A 23,491-nucleotide genomic window follows, 5' to 3' on the forward strand; every position below is an offset into this window, starting at 1 on the left:
GCTCATGGACGAGCGGGCCCGGCAGGCTGTCATCTGTCCATCGCTCAGTGCACCACAGAGATCGTGCGCTGACACAATACACACCATCCATCATCGGAGCCCCTACTACATGACCACCACCACCAACGCCCCGCAGGTCGCCGTCAACGACATCGGCAGCGAGGACGAATTCCTCGCCGCTGTTGACGCCACGATGAAGTACTTCAACGACGGAGACCTCGTCGAGGGCACGATCGTCAAGGTGGACCGCGACGAGGTCCTCCTCGACATCGGCTACAAGACCGAGGGCGTCATCCCGTCCCGTGAGCTGTCCATCAAGCACGACGTGGACCCGGACGAGGTCGTCGCCGTCGGCGATGAGGTGGAGGCCCTGGTCCTCACCAAGGAGGACAAGGAAGGCCGCCTGATCCTGTCCAAGAAGCGCGCCCAGTACGAGCGTGCCTGGGGCGACATCGAGCGCATCAAGGACGAGGACGGCGTGGTCTCCGGCACCGTCATCGAGGTCGTCAAGGGCGGCCTCATCCTCGACATCGGGCTGCGCGGATTCCTCCCGGCCTCGCTGGTCGAGATGCGCCGCGTGCGTGACCTGGCTCCGTACATCGGCCAGGAGATCGAGGCCAAGATCATCGAGCTGGACAAGAACCGCAACAACGTGGTCCTCTCCCGCCGCGCCTGGCTGGAGCAGACCCAGTCCGAGGTCCGCTCCTCCTTCCTCAACAAGCTCGAGCGCGGCCAGGTCCGCACCGGCACCGTCTCCTCGATCGTCAACTTCGGTGCGTTCGTGGACCTCGGCGGGGTTGACGGTCTGGTCCACGTCTCCGAGCTGTCCTGGAAGCACATCGACCACCCGAACGAGGTCGTCGAGGTCGGTCAGGAGGTCACCGTCGAGGTCCTCGAGGTGGACATGGACCGCGAGCGCGTCTCCCTGTCCCTGAAGGCCACCCAGGAGGACCCGTGGCAGGTCTTCGCCCGCACCCACGCCCTGGGTCAGGTCGTGCCGGGCAAGGTCACCAAGCTGGTGCCCTTCGGTGCGTTCGTCCGCGTGGAGGACGGCATCGAGGGTCTGGTCCACATCTCCGAGCTGGCGGTCCGCCACGTGGATCTGGCCGAGCAGGTCGTCTCCGTGGGTGAGGAGCTCTTCGTCAAGGTCATCGACATCGACCTGGAGCGCCGCCGCATCAGCCTCTCGCTGAAGCAGGCCAATGAGGGTGTGGACCCCGAGGGCACCGAGTTCGACCCGGCCATGTACGGCATGGACGCCGAGTACGACGCCGAGGGCAACTACAAGTACCCCGAGGGCTTCGACCCGGAGACCAACGAGTGGATGGAAGGCTTCGAGGAGCAGCGTGCCGCCTGGGAGGCGCAGTACGCCGCCGCCGAGGCTCGCTGGGAGGCCCACAAGGCGCAGGTCGCCGCGGCGCTGTCGGCCGACGCCGATGCTGCCGCTCAGCAGTCGGTCAGCGGTTCCTCCAAGTCGGAGCCGGCTCCGTCGAACTACAGCAGCTCCGAGTCCACTACGGACGCTGGCATGCTGGCCTCTGATGAGGCGCTTGCCGCACTGCGCGAGAAGCTCACCGGCACCCAGAGCTGATCACCGTATCCTGCCGCTCTGCGGAGGGTACGCCACAGAAGGCCCGTCCCGCCTCGCGCGGGGCGGGCCTTCTGTCATGTCTGGACTCGTCCTGTCTGCCCCGTCTGCCACGGAAGGTCTCTTCTTCCCAGGTGCGGCTCACCAGGTAAGACTGGCCATGTACGGCTGGCCATGGACGGCTGACCATGTACGGCCAGCGCGCCGAGGGCCGTCAGCGGATTGGTGCAGGCTTCGGCTATGGATATGCGTCGGGCTGAGACATAGTCTCAGCCCGACGCACCCACGTAGCTGAGCAGATGGCAGGCTGTAGATGGCAGGCTACGCAGCAGGCGAGGTGCAGCCGCTGACAGGGTGACCGGCAGTCCGGCTGACCGGCCGGGTCGAGACTGTGACCGTGAACTTCGGGTTGCGAGCCAGCTGTAGGGTCGGCCCCACGGCCGCCTCGAGGACGGGCCGGTGCCGCAGGTGGGAGTTCCAGACGCAGTACAGCGCACCGCCGGGGGCCAGGGCTCGTCCGGCTTGTCGGATCATCCTGTGGGCGACCGTCGGGTCCACTGCATTGCCCCGATGGAACGGGGGATTGAGCAGGATCAGGTGCTGCGATGAGTCCGGCAGACTGAGCAGGCCGTCATCGTGGAGGACCTCGATGCGATCGGCCACACCGTTCGCCGCCGCCGTCAGCCGGGCAGAGGCCACCGCGGAGGCGGAGATATCGGTGGCCAGGACGCGCAGGTCAGGACACCGCAGAGCTGCCACTGCGGCGACAGTGCCGTTGCCGCAGCCCAGATCCACCATCGGCACCCCGGTCTCCGCCAGAGACCGCAGCTGCGCAGTGGCCTCGGCGTCATCCAGGACCGTGCTGAGCAGGAACCGGGTGCCGGGGTCCAGTGAGTCGCCACCGTAGACGGCGCCGACCGCGCACAGGGTCAACGGTGCGCCCAGCCCCCATTCTGCGCGGACATCGTAGTCTCGGCATCGTTTCCTCGGCGCCGCAGCGTCCCGGCGCGGCGCCCGGGCAGTGAGGACTCGGGACTTGCTGCGGCCCCGTCCTGCACTGACATCGGTGAAGTGACGGCTCAGGACCTCGTTCATGGACCGGGTCATATGTTTGTCCCGCCCGGCGGCCAAGACCACCACCTGCGGGGTAGCCGAACGAGCAATCAGCGCAGCCCATTCCTCAAGGGTCTCCAAGGACCGAGGCAGCGGCATCAGCACCAATTCGGCCCCGGTGAGCAGCCGCTCATCCAGGGGATCCGTGGCCGGGTCCTCATCGCGAAACCGGCGCACGCGCGTCATCTCAGGCGTCCCGGCGGACAGCGCCGGGGTCAGAGAGTCGGAGCGATCATCGAGAACCGCCACAGCGTGCATCGGTCTGCCGTGCTCGGCGGCAGTGTCCAGCCAGGCTTCAGCGGTGTCGAGCAGCAGCAGATCGGCCGCGTCGCCGTGCAGATCAGGATCATCGCGCAGCTGCGCGGCGAATCGTCCTGGTGTCACGGTCGGCGTCGTCCCCGGGGCAGGCAGGTGGGCGGTGCTCTCGGTCATGAGGCCTGCGTCCAGAAAGTGTCCCCGGCCTGGGGCGTCGCCGTGCCGGAGGACAGAGACGCCAGCAGGGCGGTCAGCCGTGCTGAGTCCTCCCCGGTGTCCGCCGTCGCCAGATGCAGACGCGCGGCGGGCTGGCCGGAGAGCGTCTCCGGGCAGGTGTAATCGGTGTCATCGACCGCGATGCCCTGGCCGCGCAGCTCGTTCTCCCACCGGCCGACCTCGGCGACAGGTGCGAGCACCGTGTGCCGGCGCAGCTGCCGACGCCGTACCAGGTGCCCGCCGGCCGCGGCCTCGGCCACCACTGCTGCCGTGGCATCGGAATAGGCGGAGACGAGTCCGCCGGCGCCCAGCAGCGTGCCGCCGAACCACCGGACGACCACTACGACGACGTCGGAGAGGTCTTGGGCCCCGTCGGGCATCGTGGCGTGGGTCAGGGCTTCGAGCATAGGGGCCCCGGCGGTGCCGGAGGGCTCGCCGTCGTCCTGGGAGCGGCGGATGTCCCGCTGCGGTCCGATGACCCAGGCGCTGCAGTGATGCCGAGCCTCGTGGTGGCGGCGTCGCAGCGTCTCCAGATGGTTCTGGGCCTGGTCAGCCGTCTGCGCACGGGTCAGCACTGCGAGGAACCGGGACTTGCGTCGCTCGATCTCTACGGCCACCTCGGCCTCGGACCGCGGGGCCGTATAGCCGCGTGGCTCAGTGCCGCCGTCGGCCTGGCCGTGGGTCTGTGAAAAGGTGTCCATGCTCTTCAGGAGTCTATCCCGATGACGCACACGCCGCCGGGGGAGAGCGCATCAGCTGCTGTTCTGCCGTATGGTCGGGATACGACCGAGGCCCTTCACGGGTCGGCAGAGCACCGAAAGGCACCGGCATGTTAAAGAGGATCCACGACCTCTTCCGTCTGCGCACCAGCCCCATCCTGTTCTTCACCTCGGCGGGCATCATCCTAGGTTTCGTCGTCCTGACTCTGCTGTTCCAGACGCAGATGGGAAACTTCTTCGGAGACGCCTCCGGGTGGATCTACGACCATCTCGGGTGGTTCTACATCTCCGGAGTGACGATCTTCCTGCTGTTTCTGGTGTTCATCGCGCTCAGCCGCTTCGGACAGATGCGGCTCGGTGCCGATGATGAGAAGCCTGAACACTCTGACATCTCCTGGTTCGGGATGCTCTTCGCCGCGGGTATCGGCACCATCCTGATGTTCTGGGCCGTGGCCGAGCCGGTCAACCACTTCGCCAATCCGCCCCGGGAGGGTGTCGAGAGCGCCTCTCACGAGGCGGCCTCTGAGGCCATGGGCTTCACGCTGTATCACTTCGGCCTGCACACCTGGACGATCTTCTGCCTGCCGGCCCTGGGTTTCGCCTACTTCATCTATAAACGCAACCTGCCTCCGCGGGTGTCCTCGATCTTCCAGCCGCTGATCGGTGAACGGATCCACGGCCCGATGGGGCGGACTATCGATGTGCTGGCCATCGTCGGTACGGTCTTCGGTGTGGCCGTCTCCATCGGTCTGGGCACTCTGCAGATCAACTCGGGGCTCTCCCGGCTCTTCGGCATCGGAGAAGAGGCGCTGTCGCAGATCATGATCATCGCCGTGGTCACCCTCGTGGCGCTGATCTCGGCGATCCTCGGCGTGAACAAAGGCATCAAGCGGCTGTCGAATCTGAACATCTGGGTCGCCATCCTGCTGCTGGTCTTCATCCTCGCCACCGGCCCGACGGTCTACCTGCTGCGCGGAATGATCGAGTGGACCGGCGTCTACGCCTCGATGCTGCCGGAGCTGGCCTTCTGGAACGACACCCTGGCGGACACCGGCTGGCAGAACAGCTGGACCATCTTCTACTGGGCATGGACGATCACCTGGTCGCCCTTCGTGGGCATCTTCATCGCCCGGATCTCTCGGGGCCGGACGGTGCGCCAGTTCGTCGCCGGTGTGCTCGGGCTGCCCACCGCCTTCACCATCGTGTGGTTTGGCGTGTGGGGGACGGGTGTGTTCCACATCGAGTCCGAAGAGGGCGGCGGCCTGATCAGCACAGTGGTCGACAACGAAGATATCCCCGGGGCCATGTTCGAGTTCCTGAGTCACTTCCCGCTGGTCTCGGTCACCTCAGCTGTGGCGATCCTGGTCGTCGGGGTCTTCTTCATCACCTCGATGGATTCCTGCGCCCTGGTGCTGGACAACATGTGCAACGGGTTCGAGGAGGACGCCCCGCTGCATCAGAAGGCCTTCTGGGCGATCTCCATCGGACTCATCGCCGCGGTGCTGCTCACCGCCACCGGTGAGGGTGGGCTCGGGGCTCTAGAGTCGGTGGCCATCGTGTTGGGGCTGCCGTTCTTCCTGCTCGGCTATCTGATCATGTTCAACCTGCTGCGGGCCATGCGTGAGGATGCCGGAGAGGTCGGCTATCTGCGTACCCGCAGGTGGCTGCGCACGCTGCCGCCGGAGGAGTATGAGCGTCGGATGGAGGAACCGGACAAGTCCCTGGCCCTTGCGGTGGTGGCACCGGACTATATGGAGGGCACCCAGCCGGAGAACGCGCCGGAGGTCGAGCACACCGAGCAGCCGGAGATCGTGGAGGAGTACCGCACGCGCAGCGGTGAGATCCCCGTGGTCGATCCGACGGTCCCCTCGGCAGAGTATGAGGCCACCGGGCATAAGACCACGGAGCCTGAGACGACCGGAGACGGGACAACTGGGTATGAGGCCACCGGGCATGAGACCACGGAGCACGACGGCGGTGACCCGCGATGACCCTCGACGTCGGCCTGACCGGTGGGATCGCGGCGGGCAAATCGGCGGTGGCCTCCCGGCTGGCAGCCCGCGGGGCAGTGCTGATCGATGCCGATGTCCTGGCTCGGCAAGTCCTGGCCCCGGGCAGTGAGGGCCTGGGGGAGGTCGTCCGGGTCTTCGGGGATGACGTGCTGGGCTCTGACGGTGCCCTGGACCGTGCTGCGCTGGGAGACATCGTCTTCGGTGACGCCAACGCCCGGGAACGGCTCAATGGCATCGTCCACCCGCGGGTGCGGCGGGCTGCCGAGGCCTACCGTGCGGAGGCCGATGAGCACGCCGTCGTCGTCGAGGACATCCCGCTGCTGGTCGAAACCGGGCAGGCCGAACGCTTCGACGTCGTGGTGGTGGTCAGCGCCCCGCTGGAAGAGCGTATGAGGCGGCTCACCGAAGACCGCGGGATGACGCTCCGGGACGCTGAGGCGCGGGTCGCCGCGCAGGCCACCGATGAGCAGCGCGCCGCCGTCGCCGATCACGTGCTGGTCAATGACGGGACCTTGGAGGAGCTGCACGCCGACGTCGATGCGCTCTGGGAGGAACTCATCTCCCGCGCCTGACCAGCCGTTCCGAGACGCAGTAGGCTGGGTCCATGAGTCTGGCGCCGAAGATCTCCCGCACGGTGGCCCCGTTCGAAGTGGTCAGCCCCTATGAACCCTCCGGAGATCAGCCCAAGGCGATCGAGGAATTGGCGGAGCGGATCGAGGGCGGCGAGAAGGACGTCGTCCTCATGGGCGCTACTGGCACGGGAAAATCGGCGACGGCGGCCTGGCTGGTCGAGCGGATCCAGCGGCCCACGCTGATCCTGGTGCAGAACAAGACCCTGGCCGCCCAGCTGGCCAACGAGTTCCGGGAACTGCTGCCGCACAACGCGGTGGAGTACTTCGTCTCCTACTACGACTATTACCAGCCTGAGGCCTATGTGCCGCAGACCGACACCTTCATCGAGAAGGACTCCTCCGTCAATGAGGAGGTCGAGCGGCTGCGTCACTCAGCCACCAACGCTCTGCTGACCCGCCGTGACGTCGTGGTGGTGGCCACAGTGTCCTGTATTTATGGTCTGGGCACGCCGGAGGAATACATCGCGCAGATGGTGCCGATCAGCCGCGGTGATGTGGTGGACCGGGATGAGCTGCTGCGTCGTTTCGTGAGCATGCAGTACGCGCGCAATGACGCTGACTTCCACCGCGGCACCTTCCGGGTGCGCGGGGACACGGTGGAGATTATCCCCATGTATGAGGAGCTCGCCGTGCGCATCGAGTTCTTCGGCGACGAGGTCGAGGCGATCCACACCCTTCACCCGCTCACCGGCACAGTGGTGCGTGAAGAGGAGGAGATGTACATCTTCCCGGCCAGCCACTATGTGGCCGGAGATGATCGGATGGCCCGGGCGATCGCCCAGATCGAAGATGAGCTGCGGGTGCGGCTGGAGGAGCTGGAGTCCCAGGACAAGCTGCTGGAGGCCCAACGGCTGCGCATGCGCACCACCTATGACCTCGAGATGATGCAGCAGATGGGCTTCTGCAACGGCATTGAGAACTACTCGCGGCATATCGACGGCCGAGGCGCGGGCTCTGCCCCGCACTGTCTGCTGGATTATTTCCCCGATGATTTCCTGCTGATCGTCGACGAATCCCATGTGACGATCCCGCAGATCGGCGGGATGTACGAAGGCGATATGTCGCGGAAGCGGACCCTGGTGGACCACGGTTTCCGGCTGCCTTCGGCCATGGACAACCGGCCGCTGAAATGGGATGAGTTCCTCGAGCGGATCGGTCAGACCGTCTACCTCTCAGCGACGCCGGGGCCCTATGAGCGCGGAGTGTCCGACGGCGTGGTGGAGCAGATCATCCGTCCCACCGGCCTGGTGGACCCCGAAGTCGTGGTCAAACCCACGAAGGGTCAGATCGATGATCTGCTGGAGGAGATCCGTTCCCGGTCCTCCCGGGACGAGCGGGTGCTGGTGACCACGTTGACCAAACGCATGGCCGAGGACCTCACCGAATATCTGCTCGAACACGGGGTTGCCGTGGAGTATCTGCATTCGGATGTGGACACGCTCAAACGCATCGATGTGCTGCGGGAGCTGCGCAAGGGCACCTACGACGTCGTCGTGGGCATCAACCTGCTGCGTGAGGGGCTGGACCTGCCGGAGGTGTCACTGGTCTCGATCCTGGATGCCGATAAGGAAGGCTTCCTGCGTTCGACCACCTCGCTGATTCAGACCATCGGACGTGCCGCGCGCAATGTGTCCGGCCAGGTGCATATGTACGCCGATACGGTCACCGATTCGATGCGGCGGGCCATCGATGAGACGGAGCGCCGCCGTGAGGTGCAGATTGCCTACAACACGGAGCACGGGATCGATCCGCGGCCGCTGCAGAAGAAGATCGCTGACATCACCGATCAGCTGGCCCGCGAGGATGCTGACACGGCCGATCTGCTGCAGGGCATGGGCGGGCTGGCCACCGGTTTCGAGTACGGCAAGGGCCACCGCGGACTGACCCAGTTCCGCAAGGACGACGGCGACGCCGGTGAGTCCGGTGCCGCCGGAGGTCCGGACGCGGAGCAGGCGGGCGCTGCCTCGACCACACCGGCTACGGACCTGGCGGATCTGATCGAGCAGATGACCTCCCAGATGCACCACGCCGCGGAGGAGCTGAACTTCGAGGTCGCCGCACGGCTGCGTGACGAGATCGGAGACCTGAAGAAGGAGCTGCGGCAGATGCAGCGCGCCGGCCACGACTGAGCCACGACTGAGCCGCGGACCGTTCAGCGGGGCAGCACCACCGGGCTTCCGGTGTCCGGATCCTCGATGACCCGGCAGGGCATGCCGAAGAGCTCCTGGACCGTCTCAGCGGTGAAGACTTCTGCCGGTGGGCCTGCCGCATGGATTCTGCCCTCGCGCATGGCGATGAGATGAGTGGCCCACCGGGCGGCGTGGTTGAGGTCATGCAGCACTGCGACGATGGTGCGGCCCTCGGCGCGCAGACTCTCGAGCAGCCGCAGCACCTCGACCTGATGGGCGACGTCCAAGTAGGTGGTGGGCTCATCGAGCAGCATCAGCCCGGTATCCTGCGCCAGGGCCAGCGCAATCCAGCATCGCTGACGCTGGCCGCCGGAGAGCGTCTCGACGGCGCGGCCGCCGAGCTCATCGAGTCCGGTGCGGCGCAGCGCCTCCGTCACAGCCTCGGCATCGGCCGGGCTCCACTGGGCGAAGAAGGACTGGTGGGCATAGCGGCCACGGGCCACCAGATCGAAGACGGTGATCCCCTCCGGAATAGGGGGCTGTTGGGGCAGCAGACTCAGCTGCCGGGCCAGCACTGCGGGCCGCAGCGTGGCGAGCGCTTCTCCGCCGAGGGATACCCGGCCCTGCTGCGGTGTCAGCAGCCCGGCCAGAGTGCGCAGCAGCGTGGACTTTCCGCAGGCATTGGGCCCGAGGATCACCGTCAGAGACTCCGGCGGGATCACCGCGGAGACGTCACGCAGCACCGGCGTCACCTCAGTGCGGCTCGTCCGGTATCCGACCTGGAGCCCTTCCGCGCACAGAGTGTTCCCGGTGTGCCCCGTGTGCCCGGTTCGCCCGGAGTAGCCGGTGTTCCCGGAAGCTGCCGAACACTGTGATCCGGTGATCGTCTCAGATTTCTCTTCCTCGCTCATCCCCGTCCTCTCTCACGGAACAGCACCCACAGCAGATAGGCCCCGCCGATCAGTACGGCCACCACTCCCACCGGCAGCACTGCCTGGGGCCAGGCATGCTGGGCGAGCAGGTCCGCACCGGTGAGCAGCACAGCTCCGACGGCGGCGATGCCGAGGGGATCGAAGAACCCGGCTCGCCGCAGCCGACGGGCGATGTGCGGCGCTGCCAGGGCGATGAACGGAATCGGCCCACTGATCGCCGTCACGGCGGCCACCAGCCCGATCCCGGCGATGACGGCGAGGATCTTCACCCGCTCCGGACGTGCACCGGTCATCTGCGCAGTGTCCTCGCCCAGTGCCAGCTGCCTCAGCCCCCGAGCGATCGGCGGCACCAGCAGCAGGAACACAGCGCCGATCCCGGCAGCCACCAGCAACGAGGACCACTGCACGGTGGCCAAGGTGCCCGCACCCCAGACAGCGGCGCGCAGCGCCACACTGAGATCGGAGGAGACGGAAAACCAGGTGTTCAGTGCCGTGAGCATCGCGCCCACAGCAATGCCGACGACGATCAGCCGGAACCCCTGGAGCCCGTTCCGGTAAGCCAGCAGATAGACGGTCAGAGCGGTCAACAGGCCCCCGACGACAGCGCCGGAGGCCAGCGCCAGCGTGCCGGTGCCGCCGGCGACCAACACCACCAGGACTCCGGAGTAGGCACCGGTGGTGAGCCCGATGACGTCGGGGCTGCCCAGGCTGTTGCGGGTCAGCGCTTGGAAGACCGCCCCGGAGATCCCCAGGAAAGCGCCGAAGATCGCCGCACCGAGAGCCCTCGGTGCCCGCCATTGCCACACGACCATGCGATCCAGCCGATCAGCCTCGGGCAGCAGTGCCTCCAGCACCTGCTGCGCGGACAGCGGCCGATCGCCCAGGCACAGGGCCAGCAGCACCAGTAGGACAGTCAGTGTGCCCAGACCCGCTGCGCTGAGCAGTCCCCGGGTGGAGAACCGTCGGCTGAACCGGCCGATGCGCAGGACTCGGATATCAGGCTCGCTGCGCGTGCTGCGTGCCTGCTGCAGGCTCTCGGCTCGCTGCTCAGGTGTCATAGCGTGTTCCGGTGGCTGTGGCGGATCAGGGCGATGAGCACAGGGGCACCGAGCAGGGCGACGACCACTCCGACCTGCAGCTCCGCCGGCCGGACCACGAGCCTGCCGAGCACATCGGCTCCGACCAGCAACGACGGCGCGAAGAGCAGGCACAGCATCACCATGCGGCGCTGATCGGTGCCGACGAAGGGCCGCAGCGCATGGGGCACCATCAGCCCGACGAAGGCGATAGGCCCGGCCGCGGCCGTCGCGGCGGCGCACAGCACGGTGATCGCCCCGACGCTGAGCCACCGGGTGCGGGTCACGTTCACCCCGACGGACCGTGCGGCCTCATCGCCGAGTCCCATGGCGTTGAGCGAGCGGGCCAAGACCAGCGCCAGGATCACCCCGGCCCCGATCAGCGGGGCGACCGCCTCCAGGGTTCCCGCGGGCCGGTCGGCGAGACTGCCGGCATCCCAGAACCGCATCCGATCGAAGACCTGTGGCCGCAGCATCGCCAGCGCTCGGCTCGCCCCGGTGAACACCCCTGAGACCGCCACACCGACCAGCACCAGGCGCACCGGAGTGGCGCCCAGCGTGCCTCCCATGGCCAGCGCGTATACCAGTGCGGCACCGAGGAAGGCCCCGGCCAGAGCGAACCAGAGGTAGCCGCTGATCGTGGTGAGACCGAAGACGGCGACGCTGAGGGCCACCGCCAGTCCGGCACCGGCGGTGACCCCGAGCAGGCCAGGGTCGGCCAGAGGGTTGCGGGTCACTGCCTGAGCCAGTGCTCCGGCCACTCCCAAGGCGGCGCCGACGAGGACACCCAGCAGCGTCCGGGGCACACGCAGGGCCGTCACCGTCTGATGGTCGATGCCGCCGTCGCCGGCGACCAGCGATTGCCACACCACCTGTGGGGACAACCCTCCAGAACCGATGAAGAGGCTCAGCACGCAGAGTCCCACCAGAAGCACTGACCCCACCACCGCCGCGACGGCGGGCCTGGTGAGTGTGCGGGTCAGGGCGAGCATCCGGTTCCCGGCGCGTCGTCGCGCGGTTCCAGCACCCAGGCGGTCATGCCCCATCCCAGGTCGACCCGTGTGCGAACGATTCGTCCGGAGCGGCGCATCAGAGTATCCACTTCGTGGAGTCCGCGCAGCGGAGCCCCGGCCCGCCCCAGTGCGAGCAGGTTCTGTGCGCTGGCCTCCGTGGAGAGTTCATCGAGTCCTACCTGGTCGATGAGCACCGCCGGGGCGTCGAAAGCGCCCAGTTCTCGCAGGTGGTCTTCAGCCTCAGCCTCGGTGAAGGTGCTGAGCTGCAGGACTGAGACACGGACCGGAGCATGTGCGCGCTCCTGTACCATCTGGCGTGTCAGCACGGCCGTTGTGTTGTGTGTTGGGTGGTGTTCGGTGATGATCTGCCGCAGCGCGGAGGCCCCCGGCCCGCTGAGGGCTAGGTCACGGGGATCCCAGGGCTCCAGAAGACGTCGGAGCCCGTGCTGCAGATACATCAGCCCCTCAGCCTGGTCTGTCAGGCCTTCGCGGATCATGCGCCCCTGCTCGGTGTCCTTCCGAAGGGAGGTGGCGAAGCTCGAACCGTGGACGTGCCACCAGGCGGGAGTGCGTACGGGGTCCTCCGGGGGAGTGCGCAGTGCCGCGGCCAGCCCCTGCAGTGCCAGGGTCTCCTCCGCCTCCAGGCCCAGGAACTCCTCGCGCTGGTGCTCATCCTCAAGGAGCGTGACGGCGGGTTCGCCCAACTGAAGAAGGGGCGCGTGTGCCGATGGGCTCCCCGGTGCGGACGATTCAGCGGCATCTGCCGCGGCATCTGCAGCGGAGCGGATCAGTCCCAGATCCTGCAGGGCCGTCACCAGCGGCTGGAGGCGCAGCGGATCGGTCCCGCAGCGGTGGGCCAGATCGGTGATGTCACCGGGTTCCTCGTCGAGGGCGTCGAAGAGCCCCAGCTGGAGTCCGGCGCGCACGGCGAACCAGCCCAGCGGGCTCGGCGGCAGCGCCGGAGCTCCAGCTGGCGCCTCGGACCCCACTGCCGAACCAGGTGTCACAGTCGATTCAGGCACCACAGCGTGCCCGGAGGCGTGCTCGTCGCCGTCTGCGGACTCCTGGCGGATATGCCAGTACCCGGTGATCGAGAGCAGCTCGCGGGGAATTCTCCAGGTGCGACGCGCCAGCCTCCGTAGGCCGAGCAGGGAGCGGGACTCACCGGCCACCCAGAGGAACACCCGTCCCGGCTGCTCATCGGCCGCGGGTGCGAAGAGGTCCTTCGGCAGAGCCTCCTGCACCGCATGGGACACGTATTCGCTCTCGGGTGTGGCCATGGGGATCCAGTGCACACGGTCACCGGCCCGTTCCGCCAGAGGCTGCCGGGCAGCATCGTCGACGGTGAAGAGCACGGCCTGCACCGGGGCCGCGGTCGGCCGTTCCTCGAAGAAGCGGCCGACCGCCGGCAGCGCAGATTCGTCACCGATCACCACCATCGTCTCGATGTCCTCGGGCAGCACCAGGCTCGACTTCGGGCCCACCACGGCCAAGAGGTCCCCGATCTGCGCGGAGCGGGCCCAGGCGGCCGCAGGCCCGGAGCCGTGGAGCACGAACTCCAGGTCGAACTCGCCGGTCACCGGGTCCACGCGGCGCGGTGTGTAATCGCGTATGATCCGGTGAGCAGCGGCGGTCCACTCGATTCCGTCAGGCAGCTGACGCGGCAGCGCAGTCTCCACAGGCCCGCCCTCGGCCAGGATGATCTTCACATGGTCATCGAACCCGGGCGCCGAGAAGGCCGGGAAGTCCATACCGTCGCGGTGGAAGGCAGCCACCTCGGGGCCGCCCAGACGCACCCGGCGCATCCGTGGGCCGAGGTCCTCGAGCGCGACCACCTCGGCCCGTCGCAGCACCAGAGGGTGGACGATCAGCTGGTGGCTGCTCACGAGCTGAACGTCTCTTCGACGATGTCGAGCATCTCGATGGCCTCGTCATAGTCGTGCCGCAGCACCCAATAGGGCAGATCGTAGGCCTCATCGTTATCCATCGCCGGAAGGCTGCGCCAGACGGACTCCTCACGGAGGTCCTCAGCGGAGTATGTGTCGGTGTTGAAGCCGAAGACGAACAGTGTCTCAGCGTCCATGATCTGTCCCAGCTGCTCGGTGGAGAGCTCGGCCATATCACCGCCGGGGACATAGGGGTCCAGCTCATGCTCCTCGCCCAAGGGCGCGATCTCGAAACCGAGATCCTCGAAGACGCGGGGGAGTCCGGTGTCCTCCAACACCAGGTAGGGAGTCCCGTCGGCGAGCACTGAGACGAAGGAGGTCGGCTGCGGGGGAAGCTCGATCGCCTCGGCCACCTCCTCCAGGCGAGCCTCATAGTTCTCTACGCTGTCCTGGTAGGTCTCCGGCTCATCGAACACGTCCTCAGCGAGGAAAGAGTACTGCTCCTGCCAGTCGGCCAGTTCCTGGTCGACCATGACCGTCGGAGCGATGTCCGAGAGTTCCTCGTAGGCCTCCTCCGCCTGGAAGTATGGGAAGCCCCAGCCGCCGGCGATGATCAGGTCCGGATCCATCTCCAGCACCGCTTCGAGGTCGAAGCCTTCGGGGCTCCACGGCAGGAACTCCGTGCCGTCCTCCTCAGGCGCATCGCCCCACAGCTCCGAGAACTCACCGTCGGCGTCGGCGTCCTCGGGCACCATCCCCACCACCGGAATGCCCAGGTCATAGAGATAGCCGGCCAAGGCATAGTTCAGCACGACGACGCGCTCGGGGTTCCCCGGCACCTCGACCTCACCCATCGGGGTGTCCACAGTTCGCGGTGCGGAGTCTGACTGCTCGCCACCGCCGTTCTCCGCCCCGCTGTTCTGGCCGTCGCCCTCACCCGGCGAGCAGGCGCTGAGAGCCAGTACGAGTGCGGTGGCCATGCCGACCGAGGCGGTGATCAGTCGGCGGGGAGGCCGGTCAGTGAGCCGGTTTTCTGGGTTGAGAGGTGAGGCGAAGCCGTGCATGGGACCTCCGAAGGGGCACGTCGAGCAATTAGAGCATTAGTACATGTGGGAATTGACCCAGGCGAGTCTATCCATAAGAATCTGCGGTGGACGGTCCGGAGGTGACATCACCTCTGCTCCCAGCTGACATGCCCGCAGGGGGTCTGACCGTGAGGGCGCCAGGAGGGTGTGATGTCGTTCAGTCCGGAGCTCATCGGTGCGGTGCCGGAGAACGCGGTGCGGTTCCTCGGGCACGCGCCGCACCGCCATGACCAGCCGCATCTGGTGCATCTGGTGATCGGTCAGGGGGTGCTCACCCTGGGTGACCGTGAGGTGACGATGGAGCCGCGCAGCTGTGTCTGGCTCGCCGCCGGAGTGCTGCACGGCCTGCGTCTGAGCGGGCGGGCCATCGCTCTGGGTCCGGTGCTCGCGGAGCACGTGACCCCGGAGGATAAGGTCGAGGTGCTCGGCGTCGTTCCGGCGATCCATGACCTGATGCTGGCGCGGATGGCGGCCGCACCCCGGACGCCTGAGCAGCTGGATCGGTTCACCCATGCACTGGAGGAGATCCTGCTGGGACTGCGCCGCGAGCCGTTCGCCGTGCCGAATCCACGGCATCCTGTGGCGCGTCGAGTCGGGGAGCGGGCGATGGTCTCGGCTGAGCAGCTCTTGGAATTGGTCGGTGAGGAGGGTGTGAGTGTCCGTCAGGTGCAACGGCTCTTCCTGGCGGAGACGGGAATGACGTTCTCGCGATGGAGGCGCCGACGTCGGCTGGGCCGTGCCGTGCGCGTCATGGCCTCAGGGGGTTCGGCGTCGACGGCGGCCCGTATAGTCGGTTATGCCAGCAGCCGTGCGCTGCTGCGTGCGATGAGCGCGGAATCGGGTGTGCCGGTGTCGCGGCTGCCGCAGGAGCTCATGGGGCCCCGGGGTGTATCGAAGATCCCCGCACCCTAGAGCAACGAAAAAGCTTATATATCTGTCTATATAAGTGCTAACGTGGTCTCATGTCGAGGAGCGAAGAGGCAGGCTCATCCGTGGTCCCGAGCACAGGAGCCGATACCCGGCCGAGCAGCCCGCCAACCCCGCCGCCTGTCGGACTCATCGCCGATATCGTCGCCTCCCGGGGTCTTGAGGACCGCGCCGCCGCGCAGAAGACGATCCACGCCGCCTTCGCTCAGGCGCATGAGGTCGTACTGCCCCGGGAGTCGGCCTGGGCGACCGTCGGGGACGAGTTCCAAGCCGTCTACCTCACCTGGCAGGACGCCGTGCGAGCCACGCTGCGCCTGATGGTCGAGCTTCCCGAAGGGCTGCGTCTGCGCTGCGGTTTGGGGGAGGGGGAGATCAGCGACGTCGAGCCCGGTGCCTACGGTCCCATCCAGGAGGGGCAGGGGTGGCTTCACGCGCGTGCTGCCGTCGATGAGGCCGCCGCCCGTCAGGGCAGACGTGATGAGACGGTCAGCTGGTTCAGCGGTACTGATCCTGTGCGAGCTGCGGCGGTCAATGCGCATCTGTTGCTGCGTGATCACATCGTGTTCCGGATGAAGGCGCGGGAGCGGCGCCTCTGCGCGGTGCTTCTGGCCGGAGGCACCCAGAAGCAGGCGGCCGCTCAGGAGCGCATCTCGCAGTCGGCGGTCTCGCAGTCGCTGCACAGGTCCGGCGGGGCGGCTCTGGTGGAGTTGGATCGTGTGCTGGCCGAGTCAGGGCTGGAATCGGACCCAGGAACGGTGCCAGATTCGGAGCCTGTATGACAGTCCTGCTGCTGTTCACCATCGCCGTCTGTGACCTGATCCCTCTGCTCACTGTCTCTTCTCTGCCGGGTGTGTCGTCGTCCGCTGACGGCGGGCGGATGCTGCGCCGAGTCCTCTGCGTCGGTGCGCTCGTCATCATTGCGGTCCTCGCGCTGCTCGTACTGCCTGTGCCGTGGTGGAGCGGGCCGGCAGCGGCGCTGGCTGGTGGGGTGTGGCTGCTGCTGCGGACGCGCACCCCTGCCGCTGCAGTGGTCATGGTCGCAGCAGTGGGGGCCTGTGCGTTGGTGGAGACAGGCCTCGGGGAGGGGATCGGCCGGGGGATACCCGTCGGTCTGACCGTGGCCGCCGTCCTGCTGTTCCTCACTGAGTCCGCGAACTGCGTGACCCGGGCAGTGCTTGACCTCACGGGCCGGGGCGCCTCGGCCGATGACGGCCTGCGCGGTGGCCGCGTCATCGGACCGCTGGAGCGTATTCTCATGGCAGTGCTGGCCCTGTTCGGCGCTCAGGCGGTGATCGCGGCATTGGCTGCGGCGAAGGGCATCGTACGGTTCCCCGCCATCTCCAGCGACCGCCCGGGCGGGACGCGGGCGGAGGAGTTCCTCATCGGCTCGTTGACCAGTTGGAGCCTGGCCGGCGGCGGGGCGCTGCTGCTCTGGGCAGCGTCAGTGCTCTGATCCTGCGCGGACCACCCACCGCACATTTATCCGAACTCTCTCGGAAATCCGGCCTCTATAAGGCACGGACAACTGAAAGGAGTCGGATAAACGTGCTGTGGGAGTGTAGAGTTGCCCTCGACGTGAGGGAGTATCCCCCGCGCTGTGCACGTCAGCACGCAGATCGCCGTCGATCTGCCGGGCACAGCGGTCCGTGCGAGAAGTCCCCTGGGGCTCCGGCGGGCGGAGAGACTCACGGGGCCTCAGCGTCCCCTGACACCTCTCACGAAAGGTCCACGTCCTGCCATGGAGATCACCCCGCTGCTCTGGGGCATCACGATCGCACTGATCGTCGGCCTGCTGCTCTTCGACTACATCTTCCACGTCCGCAAAGCCCACGTCCCCACCATCCGTGAAGCGGCGATCTGGTCTGCGGTCTACGTCGGCATCGCCCTGCTCTTCGGTCTGATGTTCTTCGCGGTCGGAGACACCGCCCATGCAGTCGAGTACTACGCCGGCTACCTCACCGAGAAAGCGCTGAGCGTCGACAACCTCTTCGTCTTCCTGGTCATCATGGCCTCCTTCCAGGTGCCCCGCGAATACCAGCAGAAGGTGCTCCTGTTCGGCATCACCTTCGCGCTGATCTCACGCACGGCGTTCATCCTGGTCGGTGCGGCCATCATCGAGGCCTGGTCCGACGTCTTCTACCTCTTCGGCATCCTGCTGCTGCTCATCGCCGGCCAGCAGCTCAAGGGGGAGCTGACCGGAGACAAGGACAAGGATGAGGCGGACAACATCATGGTCCGCACCGCCACGAAGATCCTCCCGGCCCATGACGAGTACGTCGAAGACAAGCTCTTCACCCGGGTCAACGGCAAGCTGCTGATCACCCCGATGCTGCTGGTCATGGTGGCCATCGGCGCCACCGACCTGCTCTTCGCCTTTGACTCCATCCCGGCGATCTTCGGCCTGACTCAGGAGCCGTACATCGTCTTCACCGCCACGGCCTTCTCCCTGATGGGTCTGCGGCAGCTGTACTTCCTCATCGACGGGCTGCTGGACCGCTTGGTCTATCTCTCCTACGGTCTCGCCGCGATCCTCGGGTTCATCGGTGTGAAGCTCATCCTCCATGCCCTGCACGAGAACAACCTGCCCTTCATCAACCAGGGCGCGAACGTCCCGGTGGCTGAAGTGCCGACGAACATCTCCCTGGTCGTCATTATGGTCATCCTGCTGGTCACCGTGCTCCTCTCGCTCTACAGCCCCAAGGGCAAGGCGCTGCGTGCCCTGCAGAATGCCGAGCGCTTCGCCTTCCGCTACACCAAGCTCGACGAGGACGCTCCGGCACAGGAGCGCGCCGAGGCCGAGGAGCGGATGGACCGCTGGACCCAGGCGGCCGAGCAGGTGGCCCCGAAGTTCCGCGAGGAGCTCATCGAGCACAAGGACCGGTACTCGCAGATCATCCGGACCGCGCACGAGACCAGGTTGGCCTCTGCTCAGGCTGCCGGACGCCAGGCCCCGGTCTCCGAGGACATTGTGGAGCAGAACGGGCCCTCGCTCTGAGTCGAGCTATTCTGTGCTCTCTGCCTCATCCAGCTCATCCAGTCCAGCCAACTCATCCAGCCCATCCAGCCTGTCCAGCTCCGTCAGGCGCAGCAGCTCCCGCAGGATCCGCCCGCCGTCGTCGCTGAGCCCGTCGTGGTGGAACTCATCGGTCTCCCAGACACGGAGACCGGCGACGGCGCAGGCGGTCTCTCGGGAGAGGACCCGGTCGACGTAGACGTCATGGGTGTAGACCGCGGCGGCGGCCGGGACCCGGTTGCGCGACAGACGCTCGGCGTCGTAGAGCGGTTCCCAGTCGTCGACGGCGGCCAGGGCCTCCGCCGCCTCGTACAGCGGGGCGATCGCCGGATCCTCGGCGATGTGCTCGGGGAGGATCATCTCCCCGGTCAGCAGGGGTGAGTCAGCTTCCGGGGAGAACTCCGGGAACTCGTCGCGGACCCGCCAGGCCGCCCAGCCGGTGTCTCCGCGCCCCTCGGTGAGCTCGGCGGGCTGTCCGTAGATGGACTCGTGCATCACCGCGTACATCGGGTTCGCCCGGAAGCTCAGCTGCTCGTGGACCGCCGCGAGGAACGTCTCCGACAGCGCCTCTGGCCCCTCGCAGAAGGCATCCTCGAGCAGGAAGTGCAGACCGTCGGCCCGGGTGTTGCCGCCCAGGGTCATCCCCAGCATCTGCAGTCGGGGCACGGTCAGCGTGGAGCCGTCGGGCAGCCGTTCGGGTGCACCGGCCTCGGACCGGCGGCGCAGATGCGCGACGACGGCGTCGAGCCGTTCCCGGTCCGCCGGGAAGCGTGCGAAATGATCAGCGTTGCGCGCGGCCATCCGGCGGTATGTGGCCCGGTAGACCCGGTCTGCGTGACCGGTGAGCGGGGCCAGCCCGCCGGTGAACAGCGCTCGGTCCACCGACTGCGGCGCCAGTGAGAGATAGGTGAGCAGACAGAATCCGCCGTAGCTCTGCCCCAGGACCGACCAGGACTCCACGCCCAGGGCCTGACGCAGCGCCTCGGCGTCGCGGACGATGGAATCGGCACGGAATCGCCTCAGGTAGGCGACCTGCTCCTGCACGTTCCCGCGGGAGGTGACCGTCCGTGCGGTCAGCGGCGTGGAGAGCCCGGTGCCGCGCTGATCGAGCATGATGACCCGGAACCGGCGCAGTGCCTCAGTCATCCAGCCGGGAAGCCGTGGCGCCCGCACCCCGCGTCCGCCCGGTCCACCTTGGAGGAAGAGCAGGCAGGGTGTGTCCGTCTCACGGCCGATGGACTCTGGGCTGGTGGACTCCGAGCTGGTGGACTCCGGCCTGATGAACTCCCGGGCGAAGATCTCGAGGCGTTCTGCCTCAGGATCTTCTGCCTGCGCCCAGTCCAGGGGAACCCGGATCCGGTGCTCACGCATCCGCGTGCCGTCCCTCAGGGCCGTCGTATCGTCTGCGGGGTGTCGCTGCACGTCCATCTCTCGTCTAGAAGTCGACCGATGAGGGGTCACTGATGTATCCCGGTGATGTATATCACCGATGTGTGTGTCACTGATATATGTCTATATGTCACCGACGCGATCGATGCGCACCGCCGGTGCGCCCTGTGCGTCTGAGGCCTTCAGGTCGATCCACGCATGGATGCCCCAGTCGTGGTTGCCGGCAGAGTCGTCGAGCACCTGCACGGCACGCCAGAACCCCGGGGCCTCAGCGGGTTGCTCATCAATACGGATCAACCCGGGACCACGGGCCTGAGCATCGACGTAGACATCGTCATAGATCTCGAAGAACGCATCCATGGCCGCACCCCAGCGCTCGGCGTCCCAGCCGGATTCCTCACCGTCGAGCTCCTCCAGCCGGGACTCCTTCTCCTCGGCGAAGAGCTCGGCCCGCAGGAACATCGCATTGCGCACCATCACACGGAACGCCCGGATGTTCGAGGTGACCCCGGCAGGGGCGTCCGGCTCGTTGGAGCTGAGCCCAAGATCCGCGGCCGTGGAGTCCTCCGCGCCGGAGGACAGCCGCTCCCACTCTTCGAGCAGGGAGTTGTCGGTCTGCCGGATCAGCTCGCCCAGCCATTCGATGAGGTCTTCGAGCTCCTCGGTGAGCATCTGCTGGGGAACGGTCTGCCGCAGCGCCTTATACGCATCGGTCAGATAGCGCAGCAGCACCCCCTCAGACCGGGCCAGCTGATAGAAGTTGACCATATCGACGAAGTTGAACGCCCGCTCCACCATGTCCCGGACCACGGACTTTGGCATCAGCTCGTGATCACCGACCCACGGATGGGCCTGCCGGTAGACCTCGAACTGCTGGGTCAGCAGCTCGGCCAGCGGCTGGGGATGGGTGAGCTCATCGACGATGCGCATCCGCTCCACATACTCGACCCCCTCGGCCTTGAGCTCGGCGATCCGTTCACCCTTGAGCTTCTTCACCTGCGCCCCGGTGACCTGGAACGGAGTCTCCAGAATCGACTCCACGACGGAGACCACATCCAGGGCGAAGGACTCGGACTCCGGATCCAGCAGGTCCAAGGCCGCCACGGCGAACGGTGCCAGGGGTTGGTTCAGCGCGAAGTCATCCTGCAGATCCAGGGTGAGATCGACGGTGCGCCCGTCCTCATCGGGCTCCTCGAGACGTTCCAGCACCCCGGCGGCGAGCAGCTCCCGCAGGATCTGCAGCGCCCGTCGCAGCAGGATCGTCTGCCGCGCGGGGCTCTCATCGGAGGCGCGGATCATCCGGCGCATCGCCAGGATCGGATCCTCCGGGCGCTGCAGCAGCTGCAGCACCATCGCGTAGGTGACCTCCATCCGGGAGACCATCGCCTCCGGGACAGCCTCGACGAGACGGTCGAAGGTCTTCTCCGACCAGGAGACGAAACCCTCCGGCGGTTTCTTCCGCCCGGCCGAACGCATCGCCTGGGCGACCTTCTTCTCATCGTCGCCGTGCTTGGCCCGGGCCTTGGCCAGGGCCTGCTCGTTCTCGATCACGTACTCCGGCGCCTGAACGATGACGGTGCCTTCGGTGTCATAGCCGGCGCGTCCGGCACGTCCGGCGATCTGATGGAACTCCCGGGCGTTGAGCTGACGTCGGCGTTCTCCGTCGAATTTGCTCAGCGCGGTGAGCACCACCGTCCGGATGGGCACATTGATGCCCACACCGAGGGTGTCAGTGCCACAGATGACCTTCAGCAGCCCCTCCTGAGCCATCGACTCCACCAGGCGCCGGTACTTCGGCAGCATCCCGGCGTGGTGGACCCCGATGCCGGCGCGCAGCAGTCGGTTGAGCATCTTCCCGTAGCCCTTGGCGAAACGGAACCCTTCGAGGCGCTGCCGGATGCGTTCTTTGTCCTGTGGGCCCAGCACGTTCAGCGAGGCCAGCCCGACTGCGCGCTCAGCGGCCTCGCGCTGGGAGAAATGGACGATATAGGCCGGGGCCTTGGCCTCGGCGACCAACTGCTCGAGTCTTTGCTGCAGCGGGGTGGTGGAGTATTCGAAGTCCAGGGGCACCGGACGTTCGGCGGAGGAGACGGTGACCACGTCACGGCCGGTGCGTGCGGCGATGCGCTCTTCGAACCGAGTGGTGTCTCCCAAGGTGGCTGACATCAGCAGGAACTGGGCCTGGGGCAGCTCCAGCAGCGGCACCTGCCAGGCCCAGCCGCGCTGGGGGTCGGCGTAGAAGTGGAACTCGTCCATCACCACTGGGCCCAGATCGGCCTCGCGGCCGTCGCGGAGGGCCTCATTGGCCAGGATCTCCGCAGTGCAGCAGATGATCGGTGCCCCGGAGTTGACCGCGGAGTCCCCGGTGACCATGCCGACCTGCTCGGCGCCGAAGATCTCCACCAGGGCGAAGAACTTCTCGGAGACCAGGGCCTTGATCGGTGCGGTGTAGATGCTGCGCAGCCCCCGGGAGAGCGCGAACAGGTGTGCGGCCACCCCGACCAATGACTTCCCGGAGCCTGTCGGGGTGGCCATCACCACGTGATCGCCGGCGGCCAAGTGCATCGCCGCATCCTGCTGGGCGGGGTAGAGCCTGAGGCCTCGTGACTCGGCCCAGGTGATGAAGCCCTCCAGCAGGGCGTCATCGTCAGGGGTGGAGCCGTCTTCGGCCGTGATCTTCTCCAGCGGTGAGGTCGGCACTACCAGCCGCGCTCCCGCCATTGGGGCAGCTCAGCCCGCTCAGCGCCGAGCGTGGTGGGGTCACCGTGGCCCGGATGGACCAGCGTGTCATCGGCGAACCGTGCGAAGAGGCGGGATTCGACGTCATCGATGAGACGGTTGAAGTCCTCATCGGACCAGGTCTTGCCGACTCCGCCGGGGAACAGAGAGTCCCCGGTGAACAGGTGGGTGGGTCCGTCCTCGACGTCCAGGGCGAAGGCGACGGAACCCTCGGTGTGACCGCGCAGACTGATGACCTCCAGCTCGATCCCATCGCAGCGGAAGGTCTCGCCGTGGTGCAGCCGCCGGTCGATGCGCACCCCCTCAGCCTCCTCGATCGCCTCGGCGTCGGCCGCGCCGGCCCAGGTCTCCACCGGTTCACCGTCCTGCGGGCGGGCGATCTCCGCCAGCGCCCGGATGTGATCCCAGTGCCGGTGAGTGGTCAGCACCGCGCGCAGCTGCGGATCGCACGGGGTGTCCGTCTCGGCCTCGGCGCGCATCGCGGAGATCGCCGGGGCGTCGTCGGCGGCGTCGATCAGAACCTGCGCCCCTGTCTTCTTCGAGGTGAGCAGGTAGACGTTGTTGCTCATGTCGGAGACAGCGATACGCCTGACGATCACCGCCGGTAGGTCGTGGATGAGTGAACCCTCAGAAGCCATGCCGCACAGTCTATGGTGTGCTGTGATCAGGCGCTATGGGCTGCTGGGACGGCCCCGGCGCTGCGGGGATCGACCGGCTGTGCCCGGTGGGGTATCGCGGGCATAGACTGGCAGGCGTGTCTTCTGAAA

The 23,491-nt window shown here is 67.0% G+C and carries 18 protein-coding genes; 8 read left to right on the plus strand and 10 right to left on the minus strand.

The annotated features are described in order from the left end of the window. Positions 1 to 109 precede the first annotated feature (109 nt). Entirely contained in the window at positions 110 to 1,591 is a 1,482-nt protein-coding gene (gene rpsA, locus RIL96_RS03190) for a 30S ribosomal protein S1 (protein ID WP_310547555.1), read from the plus strand. A gap of 318 nt (positions 1,592 to 1,909) precedes the next feature. Here the strand turns inward: rpsA and RIL96_RS03195 are convergent, their stop codons facing one another. Both RIL96_RS03195 and RIL96_RS03200 read right to left on the minus strand, forming a co-directional pair. After that, complete coding sequence (locus RIL96_RS03195; RefSeq protein ID WP_310547556.1) at positions 1,910 to 3,133, minus strand: class I SAM-dependent methyltransferase; 1,224 nt, start codon at positions 3,131 to 3,133, stop codon at positions 1,910 to 1,912. Continuing rightward, entirely contained in the window at positions 3,130 to 3,873 is a 744-nt protein-coding gene (locus RIL96_RS03200) for a YigZ family protein (protein WP_310547557.1), read from the minus strand. The genes RIL96_RS03195 and RIL96_RS03200 overlap by 4 nt, the downstream gene beginning before the upstream one ends. Positions 3,874 to 4,001: 128 nt before the next feature. Here RIL96_RS03200 and RIL96_RS03205 point away from each other — a divergent pair, with 128 nt between their 5' ends. The 3 genes from RIL96_RS03205 to uvrB are packed head-to-tail and all read left to right on the plus strand — an operon-like array spanning position 4,002 to position 8,664. Next, the gene (locus RIL96_RS03205) at positions 4,002 to 5,882 is read left to right on the plus strand and encodes a BCCT family transporter (RefSeq protein ID WP_310547558.1); all 1,881 of its coding nucleotides are present in this window, start codon (positions 4,002 to 4,004) and stop codon (positions 5,880 to 5,882) included. Next, positions 5,879 to 6,475, plus strand: a complete 597-nt coding sequence (coaE, locus tag RIL96_RS03210; RefSeq protein WP_310547559.1) for a dephospho-CoA kinase — start codon at positions 5,879 to 5,881, stop codon at positions 6,473 to 6,475. The genes RIL96_RS03205 and coaE overlap by 4 nt, the downstream gene beginning before the upstream one ends. Positions 6,476 to 6,507: 32 nt before the next feature. After that, entirely contained in the window at positions 6,508 to 8,664 is a 2,157-nt protein-coding gene (uvrB, locus tag RIL96_RS03215; RefSeq protein WP_310547560.1) for an excinuclease ABC subunit UvrB, read from the plus strand. A gap of 23 nt (positions 8,665 to 8,687) precedes the next feature. On the opposite strand, the gene RIL96_RS03220 is transcribed toward uvrB, so the two are convergent. The 5 genes from RIL96_RS03220 to RIL96_RS03240 are packed head-to-tail and all read right to left on the minus strand — an operon-like array spanning position 8,688 to position 14,551. Next, positions 8,688 to 9,575: an ABC transporter ATP-binding protein gene (locus RIL96_RS03220; RefSeq protein WP_310547561.1), complete on the minus strand. Its 888-nt coding sequence runs from the start codon at positions 9,573 to 9,575 to the stop codon at positions 8,688 to 8,690. Continuing rightward, the gene (locus tag RIL96_RS03225) at positions 9,572 to 10,654 is read right to left on the minus strand and encodes a FecCD family ABC transporter permease (RefSeq protein WP_310547562.1); all 1,083 of its coding nucleotides are present in this window, start codon (positions 10,652 to 10,654) and stop codon (positions 9,572 to 9,574) included. The genes RIL96_RS03220 and RIL96_RS03225 overlap by 4 nt, the downstream gene beginning before the upstream one ends. Further along, entirely contained in the window at positions 10,651 to 11,664 is a 1,014-nt protein-coding gene (locus tag RIL96_RS03230) for a FecCD family ABC transporter permease (protein WP_310547563.1), read from the minus strand. The genes RIL96_RS03225 and RIL96_RS03230 overlap by 4 nt, the downstream gene beginning before the upstream one ends. Then, positions 11,652 to 13,571, minus strand: a complete 1,920-nt coding sequence (locus tag RIL96_RS03235) for a siderophore-interacting protein (RefSeq protein WP_310547564.1) — start codon at positions 13,569 to 13,571, stop codon at positions 11,652 to 11,654. The genes RIL96_RS03230 and RIL96_RS03235 overlap by 13 nt, the downstream gene beginning before the upstream one ends. Next, a complete protein-coding gene (locus RIL96_RS03240) occupies positions 13,568 to 14,551 on the minus strand; it encodes an ABC transporter substrate-binding protein (RefSeq protein ID WP_310547565.1) in 984 nt (327 codons plus the stop codon). Before RIL96_RS03240 ends, RIL96_RS03235 begins: the two co-directional genes overlap by 4 nt. A 255-nt stretch (positions 14,552 to 14,806) precedes the next feature. On the opposite strand from RIL96_RS03240, the gene RIL96_RS03245 reads away from it, so the two are divergent. From RIL96_RS03245 to RIL96_RS03260, 4 genes are all read left to right on the plus strand, one after another. Next, on the plus strand, positions 14,807 to 15,568 hold the full coding sequence (locus tag RIL96_RS03245; RefSeq protein WP_310547566.1) for a helix-turn-helix domain-containing protein: 762 nt from the start codon (positions 14,807 to 14,809) through the stop codon (positions 15,566 to 15,568). Positions 15,569 to 15,618: 50 nt separating this feature from the next. After that, positions 15,619 to 16,362, plus strand: a complete 744-nt coding sequence (locus RIL96_RS03250; RefSeq protein WP_310547567.1) for a hypothetical protein — start codon at positions 15,619 to 15,621, stop codon at positions 16,360 to 16,362. Then, entirely contained in the window at positions 16,359 to 17,036 is a 678-nt protein-coding gene (locus RIL96_RS03255; RefSeq protein ID WP_310547568.1) for a hypothetical protein, read from the plus strand. The genes RIL96_RS03250 and RIL96_RS03255 overlap by 4 nt, the downstream gene beginning before the upstream one ends. Before the next feature lie 285 nt (positions 17,037 to 17,321). After that, entirely contained in the window at positions 17,322 to 18,578 is a 1,257-nt protein-coding gene (locus RIL96_RS03260; RefSeq protein WP_310547569.1) for a TerC family protein, read from the plus strand. 6 nt (positions 18,579 to 18,584) lie between these two features. Here the strand turns inward: RIL96_RS03260 and RIL96_RS03265 are convergent, their stop codons facing one another. The 3 genes from RIL96_RS03265 to RIL96_RS03275 form a co-directional block, all read right to left on the minus strand. Beyond that, positions 18,585 to 20,024 carry an alpha/beta fold hydrolase gene (locus tag RIL96_RS03265; RefSeq protein ID WP_310547570.1) on the minus strand — a complete coding sequence of 480 codons (1,440 nt, stop codon included), beginning with the start codon at positions 20,022 to 20,024 and terminating at the stop codon, positions 18,585 to 18,587. Positions 20,025 to 20,108: 84 nt separating this feature from the next. After that, complete coding sequence (locus RIL96_RS03270) at positions 20,109 to 22,706, minus strand: DEAD/DEAH box helicase (RefSeq protein WP_374761833.1); 2,598 nt, start codon at positions 22,704 to 22,706, stop codon at positions 20,109 to 20,111. Beyond that, positions 22,685 to 23,362, minus strand: coding sequence for an MBL fold metallo-hydrolase (locus tag RIL96_RS03275; RefSeq protein ID WP_310547571.1), 678 nt, complete (start codon positions 23,360 to 23,362; stop codon positions 22,685 to 22,687). The genes RIL96_RS03270 and RIL96_RS03275 overlap by 22 nt, the downstream gene beginning before the upstream one ends. Positions 23,363 to 23,491 lie beyond the last annotated feature (129 nt).

The organism is Nesterenkonia aerolata (genome assembly GCF_031470965.1).
GTDB lineage: Bacteria > Actinomycetota > Actinomycetes > Actinomycetales > Micrococcaceae > Nesterenkonia > Nesterenkonia aerolata.